The organism is Pseudoalteromonas sp. MB47 (genome assembly GCF_011319765.1).
GTDB lineage: Bacteria > Pseudomonadota > Gammaproteobacteria > Enterobacterales > Alteromonadaceae > Pseudoalteromonas > Pseudoalteromonas simplex.
The window spans coordinates 65,258-81,294 of the sequence record NZ_VFBD01000011.1 but is presented as its reverse complement, the minus strand read 5'-3'; the positions used below and the strand labels follow the sequence as shown (position 1 = coordinate 81,294).

The window sequence follows — 16,037 nt, the reverse complement described above, 5'->3', positions numbered from 1 at the left end:
GGCATGGCCGTAGCTGCCAATAAGCGCCCTGTAATGACCCTGTTTTCTGGTGCTAACTGTATGTATAGCCATCAAGTACGTATCGTACTTGCTGAAAAAGGTGTAAGTGTTGACATTCACCTGGCTGAAAAGGATAACCTGCCAGAAGCACTTCATGAGATTAACCCTTACGGTACAGTACCAACACTGATCGATCGTGAGCTTGGTTTATATCAGGCAAACATCATCATGGAATACCTTGATGAACGTTTCCCTCATCCTCCACTAATGCCAGTTTATCCGGTTATGCGTGGCCGTAGTCGTCTGATGATGCATCGTATCGACACGGATTGGTATAGCCTAGCTAACAAAATCACTAGCGGTAGCAGCGAAGCAGCGCAAGCACGTAAAGAGCTTACAGAAGCGTTACTTGCAATTGCACCAATCTTCTCTGAAGCACCTTACTTCATGAGTGAAGAGTTCAGCTTAGTTGATTGTTACTTAGCACCATTACTTTGGCGTTTACCTGAGCTTGGCATTGAGCTTAATGGTGCAGGCGCGAAAGAGCTTAAAGAATACATGTTGCGTTTATTTGAGCGTGAATCATTCCAAGCTTCACTAACTGAAGCAGAGCGTGAGATCCGATTATAATGACGCCTAATCGTCCTTATTTACTACGCGCTTTCTTTGATTGGATTGTTGATAATCAGTGCACACCACACTTAGTGGTTAACGCTGATTTTCCTGCTGTACAAGTACCAACACAGTTTGTGCAAGACGGTCAGATCGTTTTGAACATTAGCCCATCAGCGGTAACACAATTTGCAATGGACAACCAACAGCTTAGCTTTAATGCGCGCTTTGGTGGCCAACCAATGCAAGTGTACGTACCTATGGGTGCTGTGCTCGCAATTTATGCACGTGAGAATGGTGAAGGGACTGTATTTACTGCAGAAGAATTCATCGAGGACGAAGACGATTTTGCTCCGGTATTAGAAAGTGTTGAAACACCTGACGATATTACGCCAGATGATGAACCACCTGCTAAACCAGAGAAGAAAAAAGGTGCTCACTTACGAGTGATTAAGTAACCTTAGTCAGACAAAAGAAAACCCGCTATTTAGCGGGTTTTTTATTATTAATTAACTATTTAGCGTTACAGATATTCAAACACTTTAATAACACGTTCAACGCCTGATACGTTACGTGCTACATCAACCGCCAAATTCGCTTCAGAATCGCTCACTAAGCCCATTAAAAAGACTTCGCCATTCTCTGTTACTACTTTGATGTTATTGCTGCTGATGCTTTCTGTGGTGAGCAATTGCGTTTTCACTTTAGAAGTTAACCAAGAGTCGTGCGTTTGCGTACTCATACCAATATTTGAACCAATGCGAATTTGGTTGTGGATTTTACGAATGCCATCAACGCCTTCAATAGCGCGTTGTGCTTCGTCTTTCATTTCTGCGTTAGCAACTTGGCCAATCATAAGCACAATACCATTGACGCTGATAACGTTTACGTTGGCAAATTTATGTAGTCGCTCATTTTCGCTAATAGCGATAGAGCTTTTAATTTCGATGTTGTTATCGTCGATTTGTGAACCGATTGTGCGGCGATCATTCGCGGCAGTTACAGCGCCCGCTGTACCGGCGACAACGGCAGCTGCACAGCCTTGCAGCAATAAAACGGTACTAATAACAATTAAAGACTGTTTAAACATTAATTTTCTTCCTGTGGGAATAAGGTTAAATCGATAAGTTCACTGAGGCAGTGCAAATTCACTAAATGCGACTCAACGATACGGCTTGGGCGCTTTGATGGCACACGAATTTCAACGTCATTTGGGCCAAGTAAGCCAACTAATTCACCACCGTCATCACCAACAAGCACAATCACTTTCATATCACGAGTCAGTGCCGCTTCAACTGCTGAGATAATTTGCTTTTCATTACCATTAACTGCAATTGCTAATAAAAGGTCGCCTTGCTGAGCAAATGCACGAATTTGTCGTGCAAAGGTTTCGTGCTCATCGTTATTGGCTGCTGCGCCTAAGTTAACTTGATCTTGTGCAAGCGCAACTGCGGGTAGGCAAGGGCGCTCGGTTTCATAAAAGTTAATTAATAGCCCTGCCATGTGCTGTGCCAACATATGACAGCTAGGAGTGCCACAACATAGCAGCTTATTGCCGTTAATGAGGCTTTGTGCAATGGTGAATGCTGCTGATTCAAGTGCGCTTGGCAGTACTTCACCTGCCGCTATTTGAACTTGAATATTTTCAGTAAAGATTTTTTTTATCGTTTCTTGCATAACCTACCAAATTAAGCCGACGCCAAACGGCGTTAGTAAACATTTTTAAACCAGTTTAGGGTGCTGTTAAGCTCACCTGTTATAGCGACATAATCTATCCGCATAGACTGGTTTGAGATTTTTTTCTCGGCAAGATAATGGCTAATCGTGCGCCGTAATCGTTGCTGCTTTTGTTTGCTGAGGGCATAGTTTGCGCCACCACGCAAGGCGTTTTTTCTAAATTTTACTTCTACAAATACCAGCGTTTGCCCGTCACGCATTATTAGGTCTAGCTCACCGTATTTACATAAGTAATTGCGTTCAATGGCTTTTAAACCATGTTGTATTAAATATTGTTCAGCCTGTTTTTCGTAATACAGGCCTTTTTCGCGGCTATTTTGCCATAATTGCTTAAACCAAGACATAGCTTCATCCTTGAGCTATTACTACGTTTTAAAAAGATTATTCAGCAGCGTTAATTCCAAAGGCAGATTGCATAAATAATGGAATTGGTTGCTCAGTCGCTAAATCAACCGCAATAATTTGTTTATTCTTGTACTGTGCCCAATCTAAAGTGCGCGTAACATAGCCATTGCTGGCAATGCTCAGTTGACCACTGATACCACTAAAGCGTTTACCTTGCACCATGCTTAATTGCTTCACATCACCTAGCATACTGGCTGCATCGAATGCCATGGCAAATAAGCGCTGGCTTATATCTGCGTTTTCTGGCCATAAACTTTCGTATTGCTGGCGTAAATTGTGTTGTTGAATTTGACCATCAAGCATCCAAGGTAGTTCCGTAAAATAAAGGCCATCTAAATCGCCTTTGTCGGTTCTATCGATTTGCTTACTGTGGCTTTTTGAGCTGGCATAAAGCGGAATACGCTCAGCAAAAGTACTTACGTTTACGTCTAAATAGGGCTTGATTAAACGCGTTTCAGTAGCATCACCTAAAATATAAATCACATCAATATCGCTGCGCGAGCGAGTTTCACTTTCAACTTCTTGCTTGAATAACGATTTGGCAACTTTAATACGCTCTTTGCTTTGGTCTACTTCAAGTAAGCCAGTGATTGTTTTCGGCATGTCGTCTTTACCAGAGTAAAGCCCAATTTGAGGTTTAACTTCGCTGTAGCGTTGCCACTGCGTATTGAAGTATTTAACTAGGCGTTGGCCGTTACTATTATTTGGCGCTAGCAGCATCGGCTTTTGATAGCCCGCTGTTAAAAATCGCTCCAGCGCTTGCTGAACTTCATGTTCAGGACTTAAAGCAAAGAAAAAGTGCTGCTGTGAAATTCGCTCACCATCAAAGGTGTTTAAATGCATCACTGGGTAATCAACTAGTGTTTGAGCGTTGGTTAGCTTTTCGATATTAGTTTTTAATAAAGGGCCGATAACAAAATCAGCATTAAATTCGCTGAGTTTAAGTGTAATTTCTGCGGCTGATAGCGACTCATCAATAAATAATGTTTGTTCTAATGATTTTCCATCTAAGGCAGCAAGCACACCTGCTTTTAGTGCATCACCTAATCGCTCATTGGCGCCTGATTGAGGGAGTAGTACTGCGAGGCGGTTTACATTTAAAGGTTCAATTTGTACTAGCTCTGTTACCTTTTTAGGCAGCACCTCAGCTGCTGGGTGACCCGGGTAGCGGCGCAGCCAGTTGTTCATTGCTTGATGAAGCTCAACAGGCGCACCTAAATACACTTGGTGATAGAGCGCTAAATTGACCCAACCTTGTTGCACCACAGAGCCACGATTAAAACGCTCAAGTGCGTACGATGAAAGCTGGGTTAGGCTTTGCCATAAATCTTTGTTTAGATTGGCAACGATAAAATTGTTTTCGCTGCTAAGTGTTGATGCTTTAAAAAAGAAAGGCATTGCTCGTTTTGGCATGCCTTGCGATGCATAAACACGCGCAGTTAAATATTGGTGCCATGCTTGATGTTCAGGCTGGCTTAACTGTGGCTCGAGTTGCTGTAACTGAGCTAAAGCTAAATCACTTTTGCCTTGATGCTCTTGTGCAAGAGCAATGTAAAGTTTGTTTTGAATTTGGTCTACACTTGGGGTCGCTTCTAGTTCAAGGCAGACTTTTTCTAGTAGTGCCCAGCGCTCCTCACTGATAGCCGCATCACGCGCAGTGTATAAAAGCTGTATTTTATCGGCACCTTGACGGTTTAGCGCCGCTTGGTACATAGATTGTGCGTCGGTTAGCTGTGATAGGGCAATACTCGATTGGCCCGATTGATTTTCTGCACTATTTCGAGGTTTTTCGGTTGTACTACAAGCCGATAACCCTGACAATACAATTAATAGACTAACAAGTTTAAGTCGCACAATGATTTCCCGATACGTTAACGCGATTTGCTTATATTACTGACTGACGCAGGAGACCTCAATGTTAAATGAGGACAATTCAGATAAAATCGGCACTCTTTACATTGTTGCCACGCCTATTGGTAACTTTGATGACATCAGCCAGCGTGCCATCCAAACCCTATCTGAGGTTGACTTAATAGCCGCTGAAGATACTCGTCACACAGGAAAGTTGTTAAGCCATTTTAATATCAAAGCAAAAACCTTTGCTTTACATGACCATAACGAGAAACAAAAAGCGCAACAAATTGTAGATTGGTTAGAGCAAGGAATGAATATTGCGCTGGTATCTGACGCCGGCACGCCACTTATTAGCGACCCAGGTTATGCGGTGGTTAATTTATGCCGTGAACAAGGCGCGCATGTCACGCCGGTGCCGGGGGCATGTGCTGCAATTACCGCGGTGTGTTGTTCTGGTTTACCAACAGATCGTTTTCAGTTTATTGGTTTTACACCTGCAAAGAGTAAAGCAAGGCAGACCTTTTTCATTGAAGCGGTAAACTCAGGCATTACTAGCATTATGTATGAAAGCACCCACCGTATCATGGCGAGCCTTGATGATTTAGAAATAGCACTTGGTGCAGAGCAGCCAGTGGTGTTCGCCAAAGAGCTCACCAAAACCTTCGAAACCTTTTTCAATGGCACGGTTGCCGAGTTAAAACAGTTTTTAACGGATGATCCCACTAAGCAGCGCGGTGAAATCGTATTGATGTTACCGGGTAAAGCGAAGCAAAGTGACGATATTCCAGAAGATGCGCGCCGTATGCTCGGTTTACTTGAAGCCGAAATGCCACTGAAAAAAGCCTGTGGTGTTGTGGCTGAGTATTTTGGTTTGAAGAAAAATGCACTTTATAAAGCAATTATTGACGAAAAAGACTAATTCTTTACTGCATAGACGTGCGCGCTCAGGTATACTGCGCGCCGAGTCAGCCGAGATAATCGCTGCCTGCAACGAAAATGCGCAGGGGGAGGAAAGTCCGGGCTCCACAGGGCAGGGTGCCAGCTAACGGCTGGGGGGCGCGAGCCTACGACAAGTGCAGCAGAGAGGAGACCGCCAACTTCGGTTGGTAAGGGTGAAAGGGTGCGGTAAGAGCGCACCGGGCCACTGGTAACAGTTGGTTGCAAGGTAAACTCCACCCGGAGCAAGACCAAATAGGGTTCTATCATTTTAAATAATGAACGCGTGGCCCACGTGAGAACCGGGTAGGTTGCTTGAGCCATAGAGCAATTTATGGCCTAGACGAATGATTATCCACGACAGAACCCGGCTTATTGGCTGACTCACCAAATTTAAAGAAAGCCCACAGTAAAAACTGTGGGCTTTTTTCTGGGTGTTTAAAGTTATTTAGAAAATCCACTCCGCGCATGCAAAACAGCGGCTTATTGGCTGACTCACCAAATCATATTAAAGCCCGTAGTGAATGCTACGGGCTTTTTGCTTTCTAAAAGAAAACCCACTCCGCGGATACAAAACAGCGGCTTACTGGCTGACTCATCAAATCATATAAAAAGCCTCGCGGCGATGCGGGGCTTTTTGCTTACTGCATGGACACAGAATTAAGAAAACTCACTCCGCTCATACAAAACAGCGGCTTATTGGCTGACTCACCAAGTTTAAAGAAAGCCCACAGTGAAAACTGTGGGCTTTTTGCTTTTTGGGCGGAGAAAATCCACTCCGCTCAATATTCAAAATGAATCATCATTCTTTGCTCTTTAATCTCGATTACCCCTTTAAGTTGTTTAACCATTCTCTGCAATCTAGGAATATTTCTTAGGCTTACTAAGAAAGTCACTCATTATCATAACGGCTTGTTCTTCATATCCTTTAAGTCTGATTTACTTTTGCTTAAAGGATTGAAAGTGAGTGTTATTGAGGGCAGTACTAAGGAATTTGGCAATACGACTATTCTACTTCATAGCTTGGGTTCTTCTTGTTATAGAATCGAATGGTATAGCCGGATGACGGGCGCATCGACGAGTTTAGCGAGACTCACGCAAGGCAAGTACGTTGTTATTCGTAAATGGGCGCAAGTTAAAAATATGGCCGATGTTTCGAGTGAATTTAGTAGTCGAAATAGTGCGTTGATACACTTTTTAAATAACGTTGATATTGTTAAATCCCATGATGACTGGATCAGTGCCGCTAAGCAGCATTGTCTAAATTTGTTTGTTGAAAATGAAGGGCTAAAACCAGTTACTAAAGCGAGTTTCCCTAAACCGAGGTTGCAAGGAGCAATAGGAAAAGAAGTTGTTGTGAAATCGAAATTGGGTGAAAGGGAAATTGCTCAGGGCTTACTATTGCAGCTTGTTGGTAACCAGGCCGAAATTCAATTAACTAACTCAAAAAAGAAATACTTTTCAAATCAAGTGTATATAAGGTAGGTATTAAGCTGGTAGTTAAACTACCAGCTAATAAAGCTTGAACTACAACCAAATCTTTTGTAACTCTGGCCATTGCTTTTCAAATTGTGTACTGGGTTTTGCTTTAAAGTCGCTGCGCACGAATTGGTTCATCTTACCTTCTACATAGGCGAGTAAGAAGTTGGCTAGGGTGCTTTCGTCTGACTGAAATGCTTTACCTTCGCGCAGTTTGCGCTCGCGTAGCACTTGCTTGAACTGAGTTTCTAGCTTTTCAAATAAGCCTTGTACACGCTCACGTAAACGCTCTTGCTCACCTTGTAAGGCATCACCGGTCAAAATGCGGGTAATGCCTGGGTTTTTCTCGGCGAAGGCTAACAATAACAGCAAAATATTGTACACACGTGTTTGGCTTTCTTTCTCATTTTCTAAAATGAGGTTAATGCGTGATAACAGGGTATCTTCAATAAACTCGATTAGGCCCTCAAACATCCGTGCTTTACTCGGAAAATGACGATATAACGCAGCTTCAGACACACCGACCTCAGCCGCAAGTTTTGCGGTTGTGATACGTTGACCTGGGCTGGTTTCTAACATTTGTGCGAGTGCTTGCAGAATCTGCTCTTTGCGATTACTTCTTTTTGTCGCAGGCATGACCATTCCTTTCTTATAATTTATTACTTGCGCTGTTGGGAGTCAGACAAGCCATTTTTTGTGCAAATGAGTGGCTTATGTTAATGTTTTATTCAGTTTCTTTCCAGCATTTTTACAAACGCTTGGCAAGCTCAGTCATTACGCTCATGGCTAAATCTTTTTTACTTCCCATTGCTAAATCTAGCTGCTCATTGTGCCAGAAGAGTGTTAAAGCATTATGATCAGAATTAAAGCCAAGGCCTTCTTTTGATACGTCATTTGCGCAGATCATATCGAGGTTTTTGTTCTTTAATTTACCTTGAGCATAGCTTGCAACATCTTGAGTTTCTGCCGCAAAGCCAACGGTATAAGGGCGGTTTTCGCTAAGCGCAGCGACATTAGCGATGACATCTGGGTTCTTAACTAAAGTAAGGGTTAGTTCATCGCCTTGCTTTTTCATCTTTTGCTCATGAATTGCAGCTGCACGGTAATCAGCCACTGCTGCACAGCCGATAAAAGCATCCGATTGCGCGGCAAGCTTCATTGAGGCGGCGAGTAATTGCTCCGCACTTTCTATATTAGTGAGCAGGGCATTAGCAGGTGCTTTAATTGTTACAGGGCCTGAAATCAGATTTACCTTTGCACCTAACGCAAGCGCAGCTTCAGCAAGGGCATAACCCATTTTGCCTGAGCTGTGGTTAGAGATATAACGAACTGGGTCGAGGGCTTCTCGGGTTGGTCCTGCAGTAATCGTGATAGTTTTACCTGCAAGTAGTGGCTCTACTTCAGGTTGTGTACAAAGCGCGACTAACTCATGAGGCTCTAACATGCGTCCTGCGCCTACATCACCACAGGCTTGCTCGCCTTTACCTGGGCCCCAAATAGCCACGCCACGCTCGTTAAGTGTGGCAAGGTTTGCTTGTGTAGCAGGGTGGGCATACATTTGTTGGTTCATGGCAGGTGCAACCGCCACTTTTGCAGGGGTAGCCAGCAGTAGGGTCGTCAGTAAGTCATCTGCAATACCCATGGCCATTTTCGCTAAAATATTACTGGTTGCAGGGGCGACTAAAATAAGGTCTGCCCATTTGGCAAATTCGATATGACCCATTGCGGCTTCTGCTGCTGGGTCGAGTAATGAATCAGAAACAATCTCACCGCTTACCGCTTGCATAGTCAAAGGAGTAATAAAGTGTTTGGCTGAGTCGGTCATGACGACTTTTACTTCACAGCCTTGATCTTTTAAACGGCGAACAAGTTCTGCGCATTTATAGGCTGCAATACCACCACTCATACCTAACAGGATTTTTTTATTTACTGATTTTGTCATTACGTGAAATTTAACCTTTGTCGATATGGGCTAACGATAGCAAATCTTTACCGATAGCATGAAGTTTTCTTTTCTACAGACAGGAAAAAACTAAATTTTATAGTACAGTTTAATATATGGAATAGTTGTTTTAAGGATGAAGCAATGCCATTAACCGATTTACCTTTATCAGCAAGGCCGCGGGAGAAGTTACTTGCCCAAGGTGCCAAAGCACTCTCAGATGCAGAGTTATTAGCAATATTCCTACGAACCGGTGTGCCGGGCATGAATGCCATTGAACTGGCTGAGCATCTGCTCGATATTAATAGTACGCTGCATGACTTATTTAATGCATCTGAACAAGAGTTTTGCGCTCAAAAGGGTTTAGGGGCTGCTAAGTATGTGCAGCTTCAAGCAGTGCTTGAATTAAGCCGGCGCTATATTCTTGAGCAATGTAAGCGCGAGGCGTTATTTACTTCGCCACAAGCCGTGTATGACTATTTAACTATTCAGTTACGTGGCTTACAGCAGGAAGTATTTATGGTGCTGTACTTAGATAGTCAAAACCAGTTGATTAAAGACGAAGTACTTTTTTACGGCACTATTAATGCCGCGTCTGTGTACCCCCGTGAAGTGGTTAAAGCAGCGCTGCGTAATAATGCGGCGGCACTAATACTTGCTCATAACCACCCAAGTGGGGTGGCTGAGCCTAGTCAGGCCGATAAATTGATCACCACTAAATTGCAGCAAGCTTTAGCCTTAGTCGATATAAATGTGCTGGATCACATCATAGTGGGTGGTGAAAATTGTGTTTCGTTTGCCGAAAGAGGGCTTATATAGAGCCAACTGTATTAGAGAGTGTGTTAAAAATGAGCAGTTTAGGGCGATTTTAGAAATTAGTTTAATTTAAATGCAGTTTTTACTTTCCCTAAGGGCATTCGATCTTTATAATTAGCCGCTATCAAATTTACACATGAGCTGATTGGATAAGATCTGTTACTTGATCTTTGCCTGTATAAGCTGTATAAAGAGCGCCCTTCGATTTATCCCGGGGCACAAATACTGGCCTAAGGGAAAATTAAGCTCGAGCGAAGTTATTGGAGATATATAGACATGTCTAAAGTATGTCAAGTTACAGGTAAGCGTCCAGCGGTTGGTAATCACCGTTCACACGCGAGAAACGCGACTAAACGTCGTTTCCTACCTAACCTACAAACTCACCGTTTTTGGGTTGAAAGTGAAAAACGTTTTGTAACACTACGCACTACTACTAAAGGTATGCGTATTATCGATAAAAAAGGCATCGACGCGGTTCTTACAGAAATCCGTGCTCGTGGCGAAAAAGTTTAAGGAACTGAATCATGCGCGATAAGATCCGTTTAGTTTCAACTGCTGGTACTGGTTTTTTCTACACTACCGACAAGAACAAGCGTAACATGCCTGAAAAAATGGAAATCAAAAAATACGATCCTAAAGCTCGTAAACACGTGATTTTCAAAGAAGCTAAAATCAAGTAATTTTAGTTTTCAGAATATCAAAAACCCAGCCTCGGCTGGGTTTTTTGTTTTTAGCGTTTAGAAAATCTTAATAGGGTACAATAATCTAGCTTGGCTTGCTGTTTTATCTTGCTTAATTATCAATCTAAGCGTAAAATGCGCGCTCATTTCGGCTTATTAAATTTAATTCCTTGCCTTAAACCGACTGGCCGAAACGGTAGAAGGCTCTATTAACCGTAAGGAATATCCATGCGTCATTACGAAATCGTATTCATGGTTCACCCTGATCAGAGTGAGCAAGTACCTGGTATGATCGAACGTTATACTGGTTCTATCACTGAAGCTGGTGGTACTATCCACCGTCTTGAAGACTGGGGCCGTCGTCAATTGGCTTACCCAATCGACAAGCTTCACAAAGCTCATTATGTTCTTATGAACGTTGAAGCACCTACTGAAGTAATCAGCGAGCTAGAAACTACTTTCCGCTACAACGATGCAGTGCTTCGTAACTTAGTTATGCGTACTAAAGACGCTGTAACTGAAGCATCTCCTCTTGCGAAAGAAGAGAAGAAAGAAGCACCAGCTGCTTAATCGTTTTGAGTTCAAGCATGGCGCTTGCAGTTGAGAAAAAAGATGAGCCAACCGCTTAATCCTTATATGAATCAGCTGACACTATCTGGGGTTGTTTGTAAAACACCTAAATATAGTCAAAGCCCTGCTGGTATACCGCATTGTATTTTTGTTCTTGAACATAAATCGATGCAAGTTGAAGCAGACCTTAACCGTAATAGTTATGTCAGGCTTCAAGTTGTTGCCAGCGGCACGCCAATGCAACAACAAACTCAACAATTGCACGTTGGGCAACAAGTGCAAGTGACGGGGTTTTTAAACCGTCACGAGGGCCGAAACGGCTTAAGCCAATTGGTCTTGCATGCTCAACATATAGAAAGAATTTTTTGAGGAATTTTACTCATGGCACGTTATTTCAGACGTCGTAAGTTCTGCCGCTTCAAAGCGGAAGGCGTACAACAAATCGATTATAAAGATCTAGCTACTCTTAGAAACTATGTTACAGAAAGTGGCAAAATCGTACCTAGCCGTATCACAGGTACTAGCGCTAAATATCAGCGTCAGCTAGCAACTGCTATCAAGCGTGCTCGCTACTTAGCCCTTCTTCCATACACTGACTTACATAAGTAAGCAGCGGATTAACAGTTTTTAAAAGGTGTAGAGACATGCAAGTTATTCTACTAGACAAGATCGCAAACCTAGGTGGCCTAGGTGACCAGGTTGTAGTTAAATCTGGCTTCGCACGTAACTTCCTTTTCCCACAAGGTAAGGCAGTTCCTGCAACTAAAGCTAACATCGAAACTTTCGAAGCACGTCGTGCTGATTTAGAAGCTAAGATCGCTGAAGATCTAGCTGCTGCTCAAGCTCGCGCTGACAAGTTAGAAGCATTAGCTGAAGTTACACTAGTTTCTAAAGCTGGTGACGAAGGCAAGTTATTCGGTTCTATCGGTACTCGCGACATCGCTGAAGCTATTTCAGCTGTTGGCGTTGAAGTTGCTAAATCAGAAGTTCGTTTACCTCTAGGTACTATCCGTGAGACTGGCGAATTTGACGTAGCAATCGCAGTACACTCAGACGTATCGGCTACTATCAAAGTAATCGTTATCGCTGAAGCTTAATAGCAATATTAAGTAAAAAAAGCCGCACTTAGGTGCGGCTTTTTTGTGCCTGAAATTTATAAATTGTAGCATTTTGTACCGCTATTGCTTCTTCAGTTGCCATCCAATAGTATTGGTTTCTATATTTTAAACAGACAAATACCAATCCTATAATCTTACCTATTTTACAAGCATACGTTCTTTTTTCTTAATTTTATTTTTCTTATTAGTATAATCGAATGAGTAAAAGTAAATTGGTTAAAATTGACACTGACAACGCTGTCATTTATATTGTGCTGGTTAAAAAGTATTAAGGGGTTAAGGTTGAGAAGTGCATTAGTATCACATGGAATGGGCAAACAAACAGGCTTTACACTAGTTGAAATTCTTATCGTGATCGCTATTTTAGGGATTCTGTATAGCGTAGCACTGCCAGCTTACACTGAGCACATGCAACGTAGTCGCCGTGCAGATATTCAACAAGAGTTACTGCAATACAGCGCCAGTCTTGAACGAATTTATTCACGAAATGGCGGCTACCCCAATGCATTTGCAACTCAAAATACTGACTATTACAACCTTACTTACACAGCAACAGATAAAGTATCAGGTGCTGTAAGCGATTTTAAAAATCGTGGCTACAGTTTAAAAGCCGCTCCTAAATCGGGTTCGGCGCAAGCGAGTGATCGCTGTGGTGACTTAACCGTTAAACATGATGGTAGTTATAGCGCTTCATTTAGTGATTGCTGGGAGTAACACAATTGCGTCGAATTGCAGGGTTTACCTTAATTGAGTTAATGGTTGTGCTGAGTGTTATTGGCATTATGGCAGCCCTTGCTTTCCCGTCTTTTAGTCAGCAAATTTTGCAAGATCGCGTCGTAACTACTGCAAATCAATTAAATAGTGCTTATAAATTTGCACGCAGTGAAGCGGTCAAACGCGACAAACCTATTAACCTAGTTGTTAGTAATAATAGTTGGCAAGTGACCCTCAACGAGGGCGGCGTAGACACGGTTTTAAAAGAATTTTCGGTCACAAAAAGCGGCGTTGCCGTCAATTTAGTCGCATTGGCCATTAGTGCCAGTGGCGAAGTTGATAAACAAGCTGAAATTTTAGTGAAAGATGAGCACACAAATACCACTGATTACGTGATGTGTGTGCTTAAAAGTGGCCAAAACTGGTTAGTAGAAAATTCACAGCGAGGATGTGCATGAATAAGCAGGCAGGCTTTTCATTATTAGAAGTGATGATTTCAGTGGTGATCGCTGGCATCGCATTATTAGGCTTGGCGGCAGCGCAGCTAAAATCGCTGCAATATGCAACCAATAGTTTTGATTACACTGTGTCACTTATTCAAGGGCAAAACACCATTGAGCGTTTGTGGCCACGCATTTGTGAAATTCAAAAAACTAATACCGCACTTTTTCAAGACGCGACATTTAGAGCTTCGCTCGCGCCACAAGTGAGTGATTATCAGCTGACGATCCCAGCTACTTACAGTGATGACATGCAAATTAATGTAGCTTGGGTTGATAAACGCATGACAGACAATGCAGAAAATCAAATTAGTCTAAATGCCAGTTTTCCTGATTTAACGGCGGTGTGCTCATGAACAAACGCGTTCAGGGTTTTACCTTAGTTGAACTGATGGTGGCATTGGCAGCTGGCGCTTTTTTATTAGCGGGAGTGAGCTTGTCTTACTCGGCGATTAAAAGCACGATTGAAGTAAGTAAAGAGCTCGAAAACGCTCAAGAAGTGATTCGCTATACCAGTAAAGTATTCACCCGCAGCATAAAGCAGACACAACTAACACCGACCATCAGTGCAGATAAAAGCACGATTACCATTACTCAGCCTAGCGGAGTTATTGCTTGTGATGGCTCTGCGACAACTGCGCAGGTGGTTGAAGTATATAGCTTAAATGGTAGCAACTTAATGTGTTCACTCGATGGTGCTGCCTCAGAGCGATTACTGACAGGAATCGAAGCTTTGTCATTTGATATCGCCGGTGAGCTTGTCACAGTCACTGTAAAGCCAAATGATTTACCAGCTCAGTTCGGTAATGGTATTAACATTGATATTGCTTTAACTAATGCAATATTAGTCAAAGCATACGGAGCTGGCAGTGTATAACAAGCAAAATGGTTTTACCCTAATTACAGTGTTGATCTTGACCAGTATGGCTAGCATAGTGGTGCTTAGTTCGCTACGTGAAAACGTTGTTCAAGAACGTTTAAGTGGCAACTTTCAAAAGAAATTAAACAGCCGCTTAATGGCTGAAAAAGGTGTGTTTGAACAAGCTAAGTTACTGCAACAAACCTTGAATGATGAAGGTGTATTAGCGGTTGAAGATTTGATCAGTAAAACCAGTAACGCATCGGGCTCTGGTGTTATTGCTGATGATGCCATTTTTAATGCCAGTTTAAGTCAAAACGCTGCTGGTGAGCTTGAAATTGCAAGCTTGGGGCAACGATTTGATGGTGACGCGCAAAGTAACTTAGTCGCCCGTTTTGCAGTACAAGGCGCGAAAGGTAGTTCTGTTTTCACTAATGCGATGGTGGGCTGTAAGGGAGTCGATTTATCGGGCAGTGGTAGTATCGACAGCTATGATTCGAGTAAAGGCACCTACGAAGAAACAAAGTCGAATGATGGTGATGTTTCAACCATTGCTGGCGATTCAGATGTAGTGCTATCGGGTCATTCACCGATAAAGGGCGATGTAAAAGCGACCGGAGTTATTTACTTAAATGGCTCATCACCAATTATTGGTAATATCCATTCGAACTCCGGTGTTTATATCTCTCCTGGCAGTGGTTTACGTGTAGACGGTAATGTCTATACCCGTGGTTATTATACCCATCGTGGCGGGACTGTTTCGGGGGTTGTGCGAGCCAATGGTGATGCAAAAATGCAGTGGTCAACATTCATCACGAATAGCCAAGGCGAAGCGTTGGATATTATGTATGGCGGTTCAGGCGATTTTAAAGATACCAGCAATAACCAGCAAGATGGTGTGCATTATAGTGATCGTAAATTTAACGTGAACCCGAATGTTGAACCGGTAACTGTAGCCGATCCAGCTGCACCTGATTATGACCCTACAAACCCAGATACCAGTTGCGACCCGTTAATTTTGCCAGAGAAAATGACAGGCATCACAGACCAAGTAAGCAGTTACAGCTCTATTTCTGTAGGTCCTACGCAACAATTTAAGCTTAATACTGAAAAGGGCTATTTTAGTCGCGGTGGTAGCCAAGTTATTATGCCAAGCCTTGCTGATGTTTTCTTGTTTAACTCTAAAGCACAGAACCAAGCTAATGGTAGCAATAGCAAAGAGTATATTTTTGCTCTTGATAGACTCAAAATGACCAGTGACGGCAAAATGGAAGTTTCTGGTGGTGATGTTATTTTATTGATTGATGGTGACTTTTCGATGGCGGGGAGCACAACACTGACTATTAAAAAAGACAGTAGTTTAACTGTGTTATTAACCGGAAAAGTCAATATTGGCGCAGGCGCAAAAGTTATTACTGAGCAAGAAGGATTAACTACTAGTGGTCATCCGTCGTTATCATTCTACTCATCATTTAATGGTGTAAATGGCGTGCAATTTAGCGGTGCTGCGAATTTATATGCGGCTATTTATGCCCCTTTGACAACGGTGAAGCTATCGGGAAGTGGTGAGCTGTTTGGTAGTGTACGTGGCTCTACAATTACCGCAACAGGGGGCAGTGGTGCTCACTATGATGCGGGTTTATTACAAGTACAAAATGGCGGCACGCCTGCTTCTTCGGCACGTATCGTATTTTTAGGTTGGAGCTACAAAACCGCAGAAACAACTGAAGAAGAAAGCGAAGCATCACCTGCCGAATAACGCAAATCCCCAAATAAAATTGTGTAAGCTCAATTATTTGTAGCTTACACAAAAAA

22 protein-coding genes and 1 other RNA gene are annotated in these 16,037 nt (G+C 42.7%); 17 read left to right on the top strand and 6 right to left on the bottom strand.

Translation table 11 applies throughout. The features are described 5' to 3' along the window. The first annotated feature begins 3 nt into the window (after positions 1-3). On the top strand, positions 4-630 hold the full coding sequence (gene sspA, locus IMPJCBKJ_RS07165; RefSeq protein ID WP_054554181.1) for a stringent starvation protein SspA: 627 nt from the start codon (positions 4-6) through the stop codon (positions 628-630). Then, positions 630-1,070 (top strand): ClpXP protease specificity-enhancing factor, encoded by a 441-nt coding sequence (locus IMPJCBKJ_RS07160; RefSeq protein WP_054554182.1) that lies wholly within the window; start codon positions 630-632, stop codon positions 1,068-1,070. The genes sspA and IMPJCBKJ_RS07160 overlap by 1 nt, the downstream gene beginning before the upstream one ends. A gap of 65 nt (positions 1,071-1,135) precedes the next feature. Here the strand turns inward: IMPJCBKJ_RS07160 and dolP are convergent, their stop codons facing one another. The 4 genes from dolP to IMPJCBKJ_RS07140 are packed head-to-tail and all read right to left on the bottom strand — an operon-like array spanning position 1,136 to position 4,608. Continuing rightward, positions 1,136-1,702 carry a division/outer membrane stress-associated lipid-binding lipoprotein gene (gene dolP / locus IMPJCBKJ_RS07155; protein WP_054554183.1) on the bottom strand — a complete coding sequence of 189 codons (567 nt, stop codon included), beginning with the start codon at positions 1,700-1,702 and terminating at the stop codon, positions 1,136-1,138. Then, positions 1,702-2,289 carry an SIS domain-containing protein gene (locus IMPJCBKJ_RS07150; protein ID WP_138602022.1) on the bottom strand — a complete coding sequence of 196 codons (588 nt, stop codon included), beginning with the start codon at positions 2,287-2,289 and terminating at the stop codon, positions 1,702-1,704. Before IMPJCBKJ_RS07150 ends, dolP begins: the two co-directional genes overlap by 1 nt. 32 nt (positions 2,290-2,321) lie before the next feature. After that, positions 2,322-2,693, bottom strand: coding sequence for a YraN family protein (locus IMPJCBKJ_RS07145; protein WP_138602020.1), 372 nt, complete (start codon positions 2,691-2,693; stop codon positions 2,322-2,324). A gap of 37 nt (positions 2,694-2,730) precedes the next feature. After that, the gene (locus IMPJCBKJ_RS07140) at positions 2,731-4,608 is read right to left on the bottom strand and encodes a penicillin-binding protein activator (protein ID WP_166339575.1); all 1,878 of its coding nucleotides are present in this window, start codon (positions 4,606-4,608) and stop codon (positions 2,731-2,733) included. Positions 4,609-4,669: 61 nt separating this feature from the next. Here IMPJCBKJ_RS07140 and rsmI point away from each other — a divergent pair, with 61 nt between their 5' ends. The 3 genes from rsmI (at position 4,670) to IMPJCBKJ_RS07125 (ending at position 7,029) form a co-directional block, all read left to right on the top strand. Further along, positions 4,670-5,527: a 16S rRNA (cytidine(1402)-2'-O)-methyltransferase gene (gene rsmI / locus IMPJCBKJ_RS07135; protein ID WP_138616426.1), complete on the top strand. Its 858-nt coding sequence runs from the start codon at positions 4,670-4,672 to the stop codon at positions 5,525-5,527. A gap of 42 nt (positions 5,528-5,569) precedes the next feature. After that, positions 5,570-5,935: RNase P RNA component class A (gene rnpB, locus IMPJCBKJ_RS07130), an RNA gene on the top strand. A 572-nt stretch (positions 5,936-6,507) separates the two neighbouring features. Continuing rightward, a complete protein-coding gene (locus IMPJCBKJ_RS07125; protein ID WP_054554188.1) occupies positions 6,508-7,029 on the top strand; it encodes a hypothetical protein in 522 nt (173 codons plus the stop codon). Positions 7,030-7,071: 42 nt separating this feature from the next. On the opposite strand, the gene slmA is transcribed toward IMPJCBKJ_RS07125, so the two are convergent. Beyond that, a complete protein-coding gene (gene slmA / locus IMPJCBKJ_RS07120) occupies positions 7,072-7,659 on the bottom strand; it encodes a nucleoid occlusion factor SlmA (RefSeq protein WP_166339573.1) in 588 nt (195 codons plus the stop codon). A 112-nt stretch (positions 7,660-7,771) separates the two neighbouring features. Beyond that, entirely contained in the window at positions 7,772-8,965 is a 1,194-nt protein-coding gene (coaBC, locus tag IMPJCBKJ_RS07115; protein WP_063529717.1) for a bifunctional phosphopantothenoylcysteine decarboxylase/phosphopantothenate--cysteine ligase CoaBC, read from the bottom strand. Positions 8,966-9,109: 144 nt separating this feature from the next. On the opposite strand from coaBC, the gene radC reads away from it, so the two are divergent. The 12 genes from radC (at position 9,110) to IMPJCBKJ_RS07055 (ending at position 15,981) form a co-directional block, all read left to right on the top strand. Continuing rightward, a complete protein-coding gene (gene radC / locus IMPJCBKJ_RS07110; protein WP_166339571.1) occupies positions 9,110-9,784 on the top strand; it encodes a DNA repair protein RadC in 675 nt (224 codons plus the stop codon). 273 nt (positions 9,785-10,057) lie between these two features. Next, positions 10,058-10,294, top strand: coding sequence for a 50S ribosomal protein L28 (rpmB, locus tag IMPJCBKJ_RS07105; protein ID WP_036973115.1), 237 nt, complete (start codon positions 10,058-10,060; stop codon positions 10,292-10,294). Between the two features lie 11 nt (positions 10,295-10,305). Beyond that, complete coding sequence (gene rpmG / locus IMPJCBKJ_RS07100) at positions 10,306-10,461, top strand: 50S ribosomal protein L33 (protein ID WP_022946036.1); 156 nt, start codon at positions 10,306-10,308, stop codon at positions 10,459-10,461. Positions 10,462-10,689: 228 nt separating this feature from the next. Further along, the gene (gene rpsF / locus IMPJCBKJ_RS07095) at positions 10,690-11,031 is read left to right on the top strand and encodes a 30S ribosomal protein S6 (protein WP_036973113.1); all 342 of its coding nucleotides are present in this window, start codon (positions 10,690-10,692) and stop codon (positions 11,029-11,031) included. Positions 11,032-11,097: 66 nt separating this feature from the next. Further along, a complete protein-coding gene (priB, locus tag IMPJCBKJ_RS07090; RefSeq protein WP_036973732.1) occupies positions 11,098-11,400 on the top strand; it encodes a primosomal replication protein N in 303 nt (100 codons plus the stop codon). A 12-nt stretch (positions 11,401-11,412) separates the two neighbouring features. After that, positions 11,413-11,640 carry a 30S ribosomal protein S18 gene (rpsR, locus tag IMPJCBKJ_RS07085; RefSeq protein ID WP_002962753.1) on the top strand — a complete coding sequence of 76 codons (228 nt, stop codon included), beginning with the start codon at positions 11,413-11,415 and terminating at the stop codon, positions 11,638-11,640. Between the two features lie 35 nt (positions 11,641-11,675). Then, the gene (rplI, locus tag IMPJCBKJ_RS07080; RefSeq protein WP_054554192.1) at positions 11,676-12,128 is read left to right on the top strand and encodes a 50S ribosomal protein L9; all 453 of its coding nucleotides are present in this window, start codon (positions 11,676-11,678) and stop codon (positions 12,126-12,128) included. A 303-nt stretch (positions 12,129-12,431) separates the two neighbouring features. Further along, positions 12,432-12,863: a type IV pilin protein gene (locus IMPJCBKJ_RS07075; RefSeq protein WP_327077894.1), complete on the top strand. Its 432-nt coding sequence runs from the start codon at positions 12,432-12,434 to the stop codon at positions 12,861-12,863. 5 nt (positions 12,864-12,868) lie between these two features. Beyond that, complete coding sequence (locus IMPJCBKJ_RS07070; RefSeq protein ID WP_054554194.1) at positions 12,869-13,321, top strand: GspH/FimT family pseudopilin; 453 nt, start codon at positions 12,869-12,871, stop codon at positions 13,319-13,321. Next, positions 13,318-13,719, top strand: coding sequence for a prepilin-type N-terminal cleavage/methylation domain-containing protein (locus IMPJCBKJ_RS07065; RefSeq protein ID WP_166339569.1), 402 nt, complete (start codon positions 13,318-13,320; stop codon positions 13,717-13,719). Before IMPJCBKJ_RS07070 ends, IMPJCBKJ_RS07065 begins: the two co-directional genes overlap by 4 nt. Then, complete coding sequence (locus IMPJCBKJ_RS07060; RefSeq protein ID WP_166339567.1) at positions 13,716-14,240, top strand: prepilin-type N-terminal cleavage/methylation domain-containing protein; 525 nt, start codon at positions 13,716-13,718, stop codon at positions 14,238-14,240. Before IMPJCBKJ_RS07065 ends, IMPJCBKJ_RS07060 begins: the two co-directional genes overlap by 4 nt. After that, positions 14,233-15,981 carry a PilX N-terminal domain-containing pilus assembly protein gene (locus tag IMPJCBKJ_RS07055; protein ID WP_346774155.1) on the top strand — a complete coding sequence of 583 codons (1,749 nt, stop codon included), beginning with the start codon at positions 14,233-14,235 and terminating at the stop codon, positions 15,979-15,981. The genes IMPJCBKJ_RS07060 and IMPJCBKJ_RS07055 overlap by 8 nt, the downstream gene beginning before the upstream one ends. Positions 15,982-16,037 lie beyond the last annotated feature (56 nt).

Excerpts from the sequence above, each read along its gene's own strand:
- sspA (WP_054554181.1), top strand. The coding sequence starts at position 4 with ATGGCCGTAGCTGCCAATAAGCGCCCTGTAATGACCCTGTTTTCTGGT.
- IMPJCBKJ_RS07160 (WP_054554182.1), top strand. The coding sequence starts at position 630 with ATGACGCCTAATCGTCCTTATTTACTACGCGCTTTCTTTGATTGGATT.
- dolP (WP_054554183.1), bottom strand. The coding sequence starts at position 1,702 with ATGTTTAAACAGTCTTTAATTGTTATTAGTACCGTTTTATTGCTGCAA.
- IMPJCBKJ_RS07150 (WP_138602022.1), bottom strand. The coding sequence starts at position 2,289 with ATGCAAGAAACGATAAAAAAAATCTTTACTGAAAATATTCAAGTTCAA.
- IMPJCBKJ_RS07145 (WP_138602020.1), bottom strand. The coding sequence starts at position 2,693 with ATGTCTTGGTTTAAGCAATTATGGCAAAATAGCCGCGAAAAAGGCCTG.
- rsmI (WP_138616426.1), top strand. The coding sequence starts at position 4,670 with ATGTTAAATGAGGACAATTCAGATAAAATCGGCACTCTTTACATTGTT.
- slmA (WP_166339573.1), bottom strand. The coding sequence starts at position 7,659 with ATGCCTGCGACAAAAAGAAGTAATCGCAAAGAGCAGATTCTGCAAGCA.
- coaBC (WP_063529717.1), bottom strand. The coding sequence starts at position 8,965 with ATGACAAAATCAGTAAATAAAAAAATCCTGTTAGGTATGAGTGGTGGT.
- radC (WP_166339571.1), top strand. The coding sequence starts at position 9,110 with ATGCCATTAACCGATTTACCTTTATCAGCAAGGCCGCGGGAGAAGTTA.
- rpmB (WP_036973115.1), top strand. The coding sequence starts at position 10,058 with ATGTCTAAAGTATGTCAAGTTACAGGTAAGCGTCCAGCGGTTGGTAAT.
- rpmG (WP_022946036.1), top strand. The coding sequence starts at position 10,306 with ATGCGCGATAAGATCCGTTTAGTTTCAACTGCTGGTACTGGTTTTTTC.
- rpsF (WP_036973113.1), top strand. The coding sequence starts at position 10,690 with ATGCGTCATTACGAAATCGTATTCATGGTTCACCCTGATCAGAGTGAG.
- priB (WP_036973732.1), top strand. The coding sequence starts at position 11,098 with ATGAATCAGCTGACACTATCTGGGGTTGTTTGTAAAACACCTAAATAT.
- rpsR (WP_002962753.1), top strand. The coding sequence starts at position 11,413 with ATGGCACGTTATTTCAGACGTCGTAAGTTCTGCCGCTTCAAAGCGGAA.
- rplI (WP_054554192.1), top strand. The coding sequence starts at position 11,676 with ATGCAAGTTATTCTACTAGACAAGATCGCAAACCTAGGTGGCCTAGGT.
- IMPJCBKJ_RS07065 (WP_166339569.1), top strand. The coding sequence starts at position 13,318 with ATGAATAAGCAGGCAGGCTTTTCATTATTAGAAGTGATGATTTCAGTG.
- IMPJCBKJ_RS07060 (WP_166339567.1), top strand. The coding sequence starts at position 13,716 with ATGAACAAACGCGTTCAGGGTTTTACCTTAGTTGAACTGATGGTGGCA.